This is a genomic window from Flexithrix dorotheae DSM 6795 (assembly GCF_000379765.1).
Lineage (GTDB): Bacteria > Bacteroidota > Bacteroidia > Cytophagales > Flammeovirgaceae > Flexithrix > Flexithrix dorotheae.
In genome coordinates, this window is record NZ_KB903487.1 from 133,508 (window position 1) to 146,751 (window position 13,244).

General features: G+C 37.0%; 9 protein-coding genes. 3 read left to right on the plus strand and 6 right to left on the minus strand.

Annotated elements, in window-relative coordinates; all coding sequences use genetic code 11:
- Position 1 precedes the first annotated feature (1 nt).
- The 6 genes from A3EM_RS0134235 to A3EM_RS0134265 all read right to left on the minus strand — a co-directional run bounded on the left by A3EM_RS0134235 (position 2) and on the right by A3EM_RS0134265 (position 8,289).
- Positions 2 to 1,183 carry a sodium ion-translocating decarboxylase subunit beta gene (locus A3EM_RS0134235; protein WP_245576588.1) on the minus strand — a complete coding sequence of 394 codons (1,182 nt, stop codon included), beginning with the start codon at positions 1,181 to 1,183 and terminating at the stop codon, positions 2 to 4.
- A 108-nt stretch (positions 1,184 to 1,291) separates the two neighbouring features.
- On the minus strand, positions 1,292 to 3,190 hold the full coding sequence (locus A3EM_RS0134240; protein WP_020532772.1) for a biotin/lipoyl-containing protein: 1,899 nt from the start codon (positions 3,188 to 3,190) through the stop codon (positions 1,292 to 1,294).
- 144 nt (positions 3,191 to 3,334) lie between these two features.
- The gene (locus tag A3EM_RS0134250; RefSeq protein ID WP_020532774.1) at positions 3,335 to 3,598 is read right to left on the minus strand and encodes an OadG family protein; all 264 of its coding nucleotides are present in this window, start codon (positions 3,596 to 3,598) and stop codon (positions 3,335 to 3,337) included.
- Between the two features lie 389 nt (positions 3,599 to 3,987).
- A complete protein-coding gene (locus tag A3EM_RS0134255) occupies positions 3,988 to 5,403 on the minus strand; it encodes a RagB/SusD family nutrient uptake outer membrane protein (protein ID WP_020532775.1) in 1,416 nt (471 codons plus the stop codon).
- Positions 5,404 to 5,548: 145 nt separating this feature from the next.
- Positions 5,549 to 6,778 (minus strand): MFS transporter, encoded by a 1,230-nt coding sequence (locus A3EM_RS0134260; RefSeq protein ID WP_020532776.1) that lies wholly within the window; start codon positions 6,776 to 6,778, stop codon positions 5,549 to 5,551.
- Between the two features lie 89 nt (positions 6,779 to 6,867).
- Positions 6,868 to 8,289: an L-serine ammonia-lyase gene (locus A3EM_RS0134265; protein WP_026210755.1), complete on the minus strand. Its 1,422-nt coding sequence runs from the start codon at positions 8,287 to 8,289 to the stop codon at positions 6,868 to 6,870.
- Between the two features lie 98 nt (positions 8,290 to 8,387).
- On the opposite strand from A3EM_RS0134265, the gene A3EM_RS0134270 reads away from it, so the two are divergent.
- The 3 genes from A3EM_RS0134270 (at position 8,388) to tsaB (ending at position 13,034) form a co-directional block, all read left to right on the plus strand.
- Positions 8,388 to 10,682, plus strand: coding sequence for a TonB-dependent receptor (locus A3EM_RS0134270; protein WP_020532778.1), 2,295 nt, complete (start codon positions 8,388 to 8,390; stop codon positions 10,680 to 10,682).
- A gap of 174 nt (positions 10,683 to 10,856) precedes the next feature.
- Positions 10,857 to 11,492 (plus strand): NeuD/PglB/VioB family sugar acetyltransferase, encoded by a 636-nt coding sequence (locus tag A3EM_RS0134275; protein ID WP_020532779.1) that lies wholly within the window; start codon positions 10,857 to 10,859, stop codon positions 11,490 to 11,492.
- Between the two features lie 840 nt (positions 11,493 to 12,332).
- Complete coding sequence (gene tsaB, locus A3EM_RS0134280; RefSeq protein ID WP_020532780.1) at positions 12,333 to 13,034, plus strand: tRNA (adenosine(37)-N6)-threonylcarbamoyltransferase complex dimerization subunit type 1 TsaB; 702 nt, start codon at positions 12,333 to 12,335, stop codon at positions 13,032 to 13,034.
- Positions 13,035 to 13,244: the final 210 nt, after the last annotated feature.

Consider the following 13,244-nt stretch of genomic DNA (forward strand, 5'->3'; position numbering starts at 1 on the left):
ATTAATTTCCCAAAAAGGTAATTAATACTCCGGCTGCAACAGCAGAACCAATCACTCCGGCAATATTGCTGGCCATGGCATACTGCAAAATGTGGTTTTTAGGATCATGCTTTAAAGCAATTTCATTGGCTACTCTGGATGCCATAGGAACAGCACTTAGTCCGGTTGCGCCAATTAATGGATTAATTTTTTTCTTTGCAAAAATATTATAAATCTTTACAGCAGAAACACCTCCGGCAATTGAAATGGCAAATGCCACAAATCCTCCTACAATGATAAGAATGGTCTTGGTTTCAAGAAATGATTCGGCTGTCATAGTAGCTCCTACAGAAAGTCCCAGAAAAATGGTGGCAGTGTTCATAATTGGTCCTGAGGCTGCATCGTGAAGCCTTTCAGTAGAAGAACCCACTTCCTTGATCAGGTTTCCAAACAGTAACATACCAACCAGGGGTACAGAAGAAGGTACCAATAAAGCCACAAGAACCCCAAGCATGATGGGGAAAATTATTTTAACGGTTTTAATATTTTTAATAGGAGTTTTACTGGGAAATAGTTTATCCTGAAGTTTCATATTGATTTTCAATTCCGATTTGGTAGTGGTGTATTTAACTACCAATGGAATAATCACCGGAACTAATGCCATATAAGAATAGGCAGCAATAGCAATAGGTCCGAGCAAATGTGGGGCTAATTTTATGGTTGTGAAAATGGCAGTAGGTCCATCCGCTCCACCAATAATGCCCAATGCTGCGGCTTCTTTCAATGAAAAACCAACAGCCAATGCACCAAATAAAACCGAAAAAATACCGATCTGGGCTGCTGCACCAAAAAGCGCAAGTCTTAAATTTCTGAGCATAGGACCAAAATCGGTAAGTGCACCCACTCCCATGAAAATTATTGGGGGTAAAAAACCTGTTTTAATCAAGGAATAATAAATCAGGTTCATGATGCCGTGATCCTTGGCTATCTCTATCAGTGTTTTGTGCATAATTCCATTTTCCTCAGTAGAAGGCACAACACCCATTTCGCCACCAGGGAAATTAGCCAACAAAACACCAAAAGCTATGGGTATTAAGAGCAGAGGCTCAAATTGTTTTTTTATGCCCAGAAATAATAAAATGAAACCGATTAGCAACATCACCAATGTTCCTGGTTTAGCAATGATGTTACTAAAGGCTGTCATTTCATACAAATTCTCAATAATTTCCATTGCTGTATGAGCAGAAAATCACAGTTCAATTGCACGCAAAGCTTAATTTGCTGTAATTTTCAAATTAGTTTAGTTTAATAATTATTGAACTTTGATCAAAGCATCATCCTCATCTACTGACTCCCCGTCATTAAAGCAGATTTCCACCACTTTTCCTGATTTATCTGCAGAAATGGCATTATATACTTTCATCGATTCAATATATCCAATAATGTCCCCCTCATTTACCTGATCTCCAATTTTAATTGCAGTTTCAGAAGCATTTTTTGTTTTAAAAAATTTCCCTTCCACTGGAGCCAGAATTTCTTCCAGATGTCCATTGTTTGATGTAGTGGGGGTAGGAGTGGAAGGTACTGCTGTGGTATGTGTATTTCCTTTATTTACCTGAGCACTTCCATTATGATCTCCGTAAGATACGGTTACACGGTATTGTTCACCATTCACATCAATATTCATGGTTTTTGGGGAAGGAGCAGTATCCTGAGAAACCACAGGTTTTGCTTCTGAAGAACTATCCTGTTCTCCTTTTCTTTTTTGTAAATCTTCTTCAAAAGCCTTTTTCGCTGCTCCGGATTTATAAGCCCTGTATTGCTCAGGGTGCATGGCCAGTTCCATTAATTCTTCATCATCCTCGCCAAATTCCCAGCCATTTTCTTCCATTTCCTTTCTGAATTCAGGCAATGCATCAGGGTAAAGATCCTGAGGGTTTCCTGAGAAAAATTCTCGATTCTGAGCTTTGGCCAAATCAATAATTTCCTGATCTAACTTGCCGGGAAGCTGGCCGGACTTGCCTAGAATCATATCCCAAATATTATCGGCAATCATCGACCACCTTTCTTTTCCCTTAAACATCTGAATGACATTCATAAGGGCCACATTTTTCACATACTGACTATATGGTGTAACAAGAGGGGGATAACCAAGTTTTGGCCAAATGTATTCCACTTCTTCAAATAATTTTACCAGTAATTCATCCTGAGTAACAGTTGGTTTATTTCTTTTGGTAATCCATTTGTTCAGGCTGGCCAGGTTATTTTCTAAATCAGCCATCAAACTACCCATCATTCCTCCCGGAAGTCCTGGTCCTATGAGCAGAGAATTCATATACCTGTTTCTTGGGTTGATGTAATATCCAAGGAAATCGTCAATAAACTCCTGAGTTAAGGATCGGGCTTCCATATAAGCCTTCATGTTAATATCAGGAACTGAAAACCCATCATCTTTCAGAATTTCATAGGCGGTAAGTAAATCTGTATGACCCGTTCCCCAGGAAAGTGGCTCCATTCCCACATCAATAATATCTGCACCAGCTCTGGCCACTTCCAGAATAGAAACAGGAGCAAACCCTGGTCCTGAGTGACCGTGATATTGTATAATAATATCAGGATGATTGACCTTTATTCCTTTTACTATTTTTCCCAAGGAAACAGGTCTGCCAATTCCAGCCATGTCTTTCAGGCAAATTTCATCCGCACCACCAGCAATTAATTTTTCAGCCAGCTCAATATAATATTCTACGGTATGTATTTTAGAATGTGTGAGGCAAAGTGTGCCCTGTGCGATCATCCCGCCCTCTTTTGCATATTTAATGGAATCAATGATATTGGGTGCATGATTCAGCCCATCGAATGATCTGGCAATATCTGTCCCCTGTTTTTTCTTTACTTTGAAAAGTAATTTTCTCACATCGGCAGGAACTGGGCTCATTCTTATTCCATTAAGTCCTCTTTCCAGCATGTGTGTTAAAATACCTGCATCATTGAAGGGTTGTGTCCATGCTCTTACTGATTTGTTTGGGTTTTCTCCGAATAACAAATTGATTTGCTCAAATCCACCTCCATTAGTTTCTACTCTGGCAAAACATCCCATATCCACAATTACCGGTGCAATTTTTACCAATTGGTCAACCCTGGGCATATACTTCCCGGAGGATTGCCACATGTCCCGGTACATCAAAGAAAATTTTATTTCTCTTCCCATTTTTTTAATGTTTTTCTGATTTTAAAAATCGTGGAATTATTTATTTGAAATTGGATAAATAATTCATTTAAAAGTGAATAAAGCAGCCTGATTGAATTTCCCAAGGTGCTTTCCCTAAAAATATTTAACTATCCTTTTAAGATATTACAGCTTTTCAACTTTATTAATGTTGGCCTTACCATCAGAAACAATATCTACTGCAGCTACAATTGCAGCCATTTTTCCTGCTGAAATTAAATCGGAGGAATGAGAAGGTGTTGAAATAGGTTGAATTTCCGGAGCCGGGAAATATTTATTTACGGTAGAGATGAGTAATTTCCCAAAAATTACAACCAAAAAAAGAATTGAAAATACGGTTACCATCCCTACTACTAAAAGCATTAATGCCGAACCAAATTCGCCTTCCATAGCTATGTAAATAAGTAAAAATTAAAAAGCATTTGCGTGCTATTTTGATTCAAAAAATTTTCAAGCAAAAAAATAATCTTATTTTGATTGACCACAAAAGCTTAAAAAATATGATAAGGTGTTTTTTCCAAAGTTAAAAAAATCCTTCTTTAAAAGAAGTGATTTGTCAGAATGTTAGGAAGGAATCAGGAATGATTAATATGATTTTTGTCATGTTTTAATTTAGACGCTAAACATGGCCCAGGAGCGAATAAAAAAAGGCAAAATCAGAATATCTGATTTTGCCAGAGGTTAGGTTAAATTTAGTTATTATTAAGTGTTGCTGGTGAAAGACTTATAGCAAAATAAACACCGCGAATATTAGTGAAAAATACTCCACACTGGGTTTGCTAATATCCCGGGTTTTGTTCCCATACTACTGCACTAGATTTTGATTCGTCCAACACAGACTGGGGGATCGGGTATACTAAATGTTTGGATTCAATATCAAGTTTTGCTCCGGATTTTTTTGTAATCCATTGCATTTTTTCCAGGCCAAATCTTCTGTAATCAAATATGGATTTTTGTTCCAGACATAATTCTTTTTCTCTTTCCAACATTAAAACTTCTCTAAATTCCTCCTGAGAAATACTGTTTTTTATGGGGGAAAGTCCGGCTCTGGCTCTTACCAGGTTTATTCCGGTTAATCTGGACCTGTCGTTTACATCTATTTCATTAATAGCTTCAGCATACATCAACCACACATCTGCAAGCCTGATGGCATATAATGGAGACTGATTTAAATCCTCATGACCATATTTTTGAAAAATATTTGGTGAATTTTCTCCAGTTTCATTCAGGCTAAACAACATCGTTTTCCGACTATCATTTTGATCGAAAAGTTGCTCGAATGAAGGGTTGGAAAACCAGAGCATTGTGCCGGGTGCATAACTGCCAGACTTTCCCAAACTTCCCAACCCCGCATTTTCCTGATCAGGATAGATAGCAAAAACGGTTTCGTAATTATTGGCATTGGTTGATTCGAATAAATCTGCATAATTTTCCATCATAATATATCTGCCGCTATTTATTACCTGCCTGAATTTTTTGGCGGCCAAACTCCATTCATTGGCAATTCCGGTTCCTGATCTGTGCAAATAAACCTGTCCCAACATGGCATTGGCAGCACCTTTTGTGGCACGAAATTTTTCCACATCCCCATAATTGGCAGGTAATTTCTCAGCCGCAATTAAATCGTTTATAATCAGCTGCCATACCTCTTCATCTGTACCCACATTGCTAGAATAAGTTGAATTTCCAGTTTGATTAGGTTCAAATAATGGCACTTTATCAAATAGCCCTTTCAACATGAAATAGTAATAGCCTCTTAAAAACCGGGCTTCTAAAACCATTCTTTCTGCTTGCTCTAAATCAATCTCATTTTCTGATAATTCAGGGATCTTATTGATCACTACATTTGCCCTGCCTATGCCTTCCGCTAATGCTTCCCAAACATTGTTCAAGGCTCTGTTCTGTGCGTCCCAGGTGTATTCATCCAACTCTCTACCGAATTCATCAGCCTTATTGTCAGAAACAGAAAGTGCGGGAAAATCACATACCATTTGTAGGGAATAGTTGCTAAATGCTACATCATTTAATGCCGCATAAACACTATTAAGTGCCTGATGGGCAGTATGCTGATCAGTTATAAAGTTTTTGAAATCTATCTGATTGGGTGGAGTAATCTCCAAATCATCTTCCTGCGTGCAATTACTAAGTAAAAAAAGACACAGCCCCGGAAGTAATAGTTTAAAAATCTTTTTCATAGCTGGCTGAGTGTAAATAAAAGTTAACCTAAAAATGGAGAAACCAGCAGATTATTACTTTCGGGGATAATCAGGGGAATTATCTCAGGTAAGATTTGGAAGGCCTGTGCGTGTTTTTTGAACCCTCATTTCGGGAAGAATAACCTTAAGGTGGAGTATTCTCCAGTTTTTTTAAAAAAATATGATGGAGAAAGAAACTGACCATTGTTATAAGGATGGTAAAGGACCAAAATGTAGAAAACCCAGCTTTTTCAATAAAAGAAAGTCCTACAGTTGGGCCTGTAATATGAGCCATAGACCACATCATCCAATACCAGGACATGTATTCCCCTCTTTTGGCATCAGGACTCATATTTAAGGCAGTTGCATTTATTAATGGTAAATAGAAAATTTCCCCAATAGTAAAAAAGAACATGGCCATAAATGCTAAAAATAATGAGGAGGGCAATAAAAAGGGAATAAAGCTAAATGCCAAAAGCACTACACCTAAGAGGATAGAAGGATTAATTTTTCTGTTTTTTTCCACAGAATGGATGGCTGGCATTTCGATAAGGGTGATTAAAAAACCACTTGTTCCCATGAGAAGTCCTATATATCTTTCATCAAATCCCCAATCAGTTTTGATGAAAACCGGCACACTGTGAAACCATTGTATAAAGACAAAGCCATATAAAAAGGAGGAAAAGAGCATGAATACATACAACCAGTCTTTGTAAGGAGGACGAACATTTTCTTCTAATGAATTTAAATTTTCTGCTCTATTAATGGTTCTTCTGCTCCAGTTTCTGGATTCTATCCAAAAATAAGTGGCGGCCAACACACAGGTGGTTCCATCTATCCAGAATAACCAACTATAACTGAATGTGGCGGCAATAAAACCCCCAATGGCAGGAGCAAGACTAAATCCAATATTAATTGCCAGTCGTATAAATGAGATGGCTCGTCCCGATTCGGATTTCGGGACATAATTGCCCACAGCAACCATTAAGGCTGGGCGATAGGCTTCTCCAAATAAGGATGAAGTAAAAATCAGTGCATATAAAGAGGAAAAAGTATGTGCAAATTGAATGGTCATTAAAAAAAAGCCCCCAAGGAAAAGACTTAAAGCAATTACTTTATTTGCCCCGATTTTGTCGGATAGTTTTCCTCCAATAAATGAGCCTCCTAATGAACCAAAGCCAAATGCACTGATTAAAAGTCCGGCTTCATCTAAAGGGAAGTGCAAAACTGTGGTCAGATAAACCGTAAGAAATGGTAACACCATCATGCCCATTCTGTTGATCAGGGTAAGCATTACCAACACCCAAATTTCCCTGGGATGGCCCGAATAGGCATCTTTATATAATCGAAGAGTCCCGGAAAAAAAATTTACCATAACTGGCAGAAAAATCAGGCTGAATAGAATGAGCTAATATAAAGTGGAAAAATAAGGAGTACAATTATTTTTGGTGAAGAAAATTAGCCTTAACACTCCGGGACATTTACAGAAATATTGGCCGCTAATCCTCCCTCTGAAGTTTCCTTATATTTTACATTCATATCTTTAGCCGTGTCCCACATGGTTTTAATGACTTTATCCAGAGGAATTTTGGCTAAAGCCGGATCGCTATCTATGGCAATTTTACTGGCTGTAATGGCTTTTACAGCTCCCATTGAATTTCTTTCTATACAGGGAATTTGTACTAGTCCGCCAATGGGATCACAAGTTAAGCCCAGGTGATGTTCCATGGCAATTTCCGCTGCCATTAAAACCTGAGCTGGTGTACCTCCCTGAATTTCTGTTAAAGCAGCAGCAGCCATTGCTGAAGAAACCCCAATTTCTGCCTGGCATCCACCCATAGCCGCAGAAATTGTTGCTCCTTTTTTGAAAAAACTCCCTATTTCCCCTGCTACCATCAGGAACCTTACGATATCTTCATCAGTCACATTGGGATTTTGGAAACAGAAATAATACATCAAAACAGCCGGAATGACTCCAGAAGCTCCATTGGTAGGTGCTGTAACCACTCTTCCCATGGCTGCATTTTCCTCATTTACGGCCATGGCAAAGCAACTGATCCATTCCAAAACTTCCTGGAAATCGAAACTTTTTCCTTTTATGGCAGCAATCCATTCCATAGAGTTAGTATAGGAAATTCCCTTCATTAGCTTTTGGTTGTGCACAGCAGCTCTTCGGGTTACACCCAGGCCACCTGGCAAAATACCTGAAGTAGTGCAGCCTTTATAAACACATTCTTCCATTACGTGCCAAATGCCGATCAAGCCCGATTTTATTTCTTCCTCAGTTCTCCAGGCCTTTTCATTTTCAAAAACCATTTCTGAAACAGAAATTTTGTGCTTTTTGCAATGGTTTAGCAAATCCTCTGATTGATCACAGGGAAAAGGCAGGGTCACCTGAAATTGCTCAGCAATACTTTCTCCCTCTTTTTCAATAAAACCACCACCTATAGAATAATAAATCTGGCTTTCCTCATTTCCCTTAATCCAGCAGGAAAACTTCATCCCATTGGCATGATATGGCAGTTTTTTACCATAAAGGAAACAAAGATCATCTGATACAGAAAAAACAATATCTTTTTCGTGCAATAGCTTTATAGAATCATTTTTTTTAATACTATTGATTTTTTCATTGATAGAGGAGGTATCAATAGTTCTGGGGTTTTCACCTAAAAGTCCTAATAAAATCGCTTTATCAGTGTAGTGTCCCTTACCGGTGAGTGCCAGAGAGCCGTACAGATATATTTTTATTTTTTCAATATTATCGAAATCTCCGGTAGATTTTAAGTCTTCCAGCCACCTCCTGGCAGCCAGCCATGGTCCTAATGTATGGGAGCTGGAAGGGCCCACTCCAATTTTTAGCATGTCAAATACACTGATTCTCTCCATTAATATCTCAGTTTGTGTCGTAGTGGTGTGATTTATTAGAATAGAGCGTAAATTTGAACCAATATTCTTAATATATCAATTACTCTAAGTAAAAATTCATGGTAAGAAGATTACTGCCCATACTTTTTATTATCCTGATCAGCCATCAGGTTTTTGCCCAGATAAAAGGCAAAGTGTTTGATTTTTCCAATTCCCAGCCTATTGAAGGTGTAGCGATTACCTATGGGGACAAAGGCACAATTACTGACCTGAATGGTCTTTTTGAAATTTCTGAATCTGTTACTGAAAATACAAAAATTACGGTTTCCCACCTTGGATACCAAAAGGAAATTTTTTCTCCCATTGATGGTCAAAGTTTTTACAATATTGGCCTTCAGGCATCAGAAGTTCAGCTGGGTGAAGTAGTAGTAGCTGCTTTTCAATATAACCAAAAACTTTTGGATGTGCCAGGAGCCATTTCCCTTATTTCAGAAAAGGAAATCCATACAGGAAATGATATGATCATTACCCCTGCACTGAATAGAATTCCCGGTGTATTTATGCAATCAGGTGCACTGAATACCAACAGAATTACCATTAGAGGAATTGGCGCAAGATCACTATTTTCTACAGCGAAAATCAGGGCCTACATCAATGATATTCCATTAACTACAGGAACCGGAGAAACTACCATTGAAGATATTGATTTAAGTTTGTTGGAAAGGGTGGAAGTGATAAAAGGGCCCTCTTCCAGCATTTATGGTGCAGGATTAGGCGGAACAATTAATTTGAAGGGAAAAAGATCCTCTTATAAACAAACCTCGATTGCTTCAGGAGTTTCTGTAGGTTCTTTCGGAATGTTTCGAAATGTGAATTCATTCAGAACAAGTAATGATCGGTTTAACCTGAGCATTATTCAGAATACTACCCACAGTGATGGTTACCGGGAGAATAATGAATATGACAGAAATTCTTTAACAGCTTTAGCCGATTTCTATGCCGGAGAGAAAACCACCGTAAGTTTTTTAGGAAATTTAATTAATTTGAAAGCTTTTATTCCCAGCTCTATTGACAGTGCAACTTTTGCCTCCAACCCAAGTGCCGCTGCCGGGAACTGGGCTTCAGTGAAAGGAAATGAAGATTATCAAAAAGGATTGTTTGGATTGTCCGTAAATCATGATTTTAATGATAATTTCCAAAATGTAACAAGTGTTTTTACAAACTTCAGAAATGCGGAGGAAATCCGACCTTTTAACAACTTGAGGGAAACAACCAATGCCCATGGAGCCAGGACGGCATTTACATATTTTTTCCCTGGAGGAAGGAATTCCCATAAATTAATATTTGGTGGAGAATATTTCAATGAGTTTTATGCCTGGAAAACCTACGAAACAGATGGTGGAGTTTATGGTCCAATTCTGAGCGATAATGAGGAGTATAGAAAATATTATAACCTGTTTGTGCAGCTGGATTTGAAACTGGGCTCAAAAACTTATCTTACTGGTGGACTCAATATGAATAATACAAAATACGAGTACAGCGACTTGTTTTTTGGTGACGATACCAACCTTTCTGGAGATTATAGCTTTGAAAATCAAATTTCCCCGAGACTTGCGATAAACCATAAAATTAGTAAGGAAATATCTGTACATGGAGGAATTGGTCATGGGTTTTCTCCACCTTCTCTGGAAGAAACTTTAACTCCTGAAGGACAACTGAATCCCGATATCCAGCCAGAAACCGGATGGAATTATGAAATTGGGAGCAGGGGGGAGCTATTTTCTGGTAAACTTTTTTATGATATCTCTCTTTATACCATGCAAATTGAAAATCTGCTGGTGGCTCAGCGGGTTGGCGATGATGTATTTGTAGGTGTAAATGCCGGGAAAACAGCCCACAATGGACTGGAGTTTAGGGGTAATTATAATATAATAAGTGGCCAGGAAAAAGCAGTTAACCTATTAAGGGTTTATGCCAATTTGCTTTATAGTGATTATAAGTTCAAGGAATTTATTAATGAAGGCAATGATTATTCTGGAAATGATTTGACCGGAACTCCGAAAACTAATTTCACGGCTGGAATGGATTTGGAAACCCGGTTTGGCTTGTATGCCAACTTAAGTTTTCAGGCCACTGGAAAAATGCCATTGAACGATGAAAATTCTGTATATACCGATTCTTATAGCCTCTTAAACTCCAAGGTTGGCTATTTACTCAAATTTGCCAAAAACTTTTCGGTGGATATTTATGGCGGATTTAATAATATACTCGATGAAAAATATGCCTCAATGATTGCGGTAAATGCAAGTGGTTTCGGGGGAAGCGCCCCAAGGTATTACTACCCCGGGCTTCCTCGTAATTACTTTGGAGGTTTCACCCTGAAATATAATTTTAACTCAACTTCCAAAAATTAGAACTTTATAAAAACTACTGATTGCCATAATTATACACTAAGTACTACTACTTTTTTTATTTTGAGTATCTTTAACTCAATATCAGTTAGTTGTGGCAAAAGTTAAAGTTGTTATTTCTATCCAACCACTTACTTTTGCAGCTTCAAATAATTTGAACAAAAATTTAAACTGTTAATGGAAAATCCTGTAATAATTTTTGGAGCATCGGGTCTGGGAAAAGCCGCCCTTGATATTTTTACCAGTAAAGATATTGTGGTTTATTGTTTTTTGGATGATAATGAAGAATTACACAATACAGAGATCAATGACATTACAGTTTTAGGGAGCATGAAAGATGATGGCTTCCTAAAATACATTGGCAAAAAATGCGAAGCTTTTGTGGCTATAGATGACATCACTACCCGGAGAGAAATAGTGGGTATGTTGAATGTGAGGCGAAAAGTAATGCCGGTGAATGCCATTCACAATACTGCCATCATTTCAAATCATGCTTTTTTGGGATATGGAAATTTAATAAATGCCGGAGCGGTTGTTGGTGCAGGGGCGAAATTACCAAACCATTGTATTATCCATTCCAATGCAACAATTGATTTTGAAGCTGAACTGGAGGACTACGTACAGGTAGGTGCAGGAAGTATAATTGGATCAAAAGTGAAAATAGAAACTGGTGCGCTTATTGGCGCTGGAGCTATTATTTCTCAGGGAGTGAAAATAGGCAGGAATGCACAGGTTGCTCCAGGATCAGTGGTGATGCAAAATGTAGATGCCAATGATATCGTTCTGGGAAATCCGGCAAGAAGTATTGAATAATACAAAAAACCAGGTGGAAATCATTCTGCCTGGTTTGTTCCTAATCCGACACTAGTGTTTCTATATTTTGTACTGAATTTATCAGTCGACTTTCACACCAGAAAGTAATACTTACCTTACTCAACTTTAAAGATTACCTGCCGAACCAGTAAACGTTACACTGATTTCATTTTTTTTGATTTTGCTTAAGAAGTGTAATAGAGAGGATTTTTTCTTAACAACTTGATATTTTCAATAAGGCAAATTTTTGTAGATTTAATGCAAAAAAAAATGCCGGTCATAGACCAGCATTTTTTTACTTTCACCTTATCCTTATTACCAAAACATAAATTCTTAGATTAAAGAATGTCTTTTATATATATATATAAATTTATATAACTCTTTATCCAAATTTGTATTCAATTTTTAAACCCGCTTAAGAGATTATCAATTGATTACATTACAAACATATATCAATTTTCAACTTCTTGTGCTGAAAAATTATTAACTAATCATTAACTTAATGTTACAAATAGGTTTTAATGTTAACTAAATGTTACAAAATAGAGATTTTGATAGTGTATATTTGTTAAAGCAAATTCTATAGTTGGCTTTATTTATCTGTTAAATAATTGGATTTTGTTTTACTTTAATAAAGTAATATTCTGTTTTTTGTAGTTTTATTTTAATAAAATTCTTTTTGTAAAATAAATTGTATATTTGCTTATACGGTTTTAAATTGATTTAAATTTGTTTTTTTGAATTTTAGTGTTTTTACTGGGACTTAATAGTAAAATTTCCCCCCAAATACTTTTTTAAGCTGGATAACATCCTTTTATTTATTATTGAAAAAAAGAAAATATGATTTTAAGTATTGAGACTTCCACACCTATATGTTCAGTGGCTATACATAATGAAGGGAAATTGGTGGCTAATTCAGAATTGCATCAGGAAAAATCTCATGCAGGGCTATTGGCAGTTTGTGTAAGTCAACTTTTAAGTAATGCAGGATTGACGACTCGCGATTTACAAGCTGTGGCAGTTTCAAAAGGACCAGGGTCCTATACAGGACTAAGAATTGGAACTTCCACTGCCAAAGGAATCTGTTTTGCAGAGGATCTTCCTTTAATCGCTGTGTCTACATTAGAGGCAATGGCTTTGGAAGTGTCTGTTAAGATGGCAAATGTTTTACCGAAAAACACTCTTCTTTGTCCAATGCTGGATGCCCGAAGAATGGAGGTTTATGCATCCATTTATAGTTTAAAAATGGAGCAGATAAAGGATGTTGAGGCTATAATTATAGATGAAAATGCTTTTGATGATCTTATTAAAAAAACAGATCAATTCCTTTACTTCGGATATGGGGCAGAAAAATGCCAAGCGGTATTGAAAAAAGAAAACCGTTTTAATTTAATACCGGGAATTCAGCCCTCAGCAAATTATTTAGGTGTCCTGGCTAATGAATTATTTATAAAAAAAGAATATGCAGATCTGGCTTATTTCGAGCCTTTTTATTTAAAGGAATTTCTCACGAAAAAGTCCAGCAAAAACCTTTTAGGTTAAAATTCCATTTTGAATTTTTTACAAAAGGGAGAATAAATGTTATAGATTCCTTTTCTATTTAAGGTCCTGATTTTAGGGGAAATACAGCCTAATTATAATAGTCTGTAGCTATAAATTGCTTACCCTCAAATTTTTAAACTATTTTTGGAGACCTGATCAATAAATAAACACCAATTTTATAAAAGAACTAGAAAGAACACTGCGGGTTCA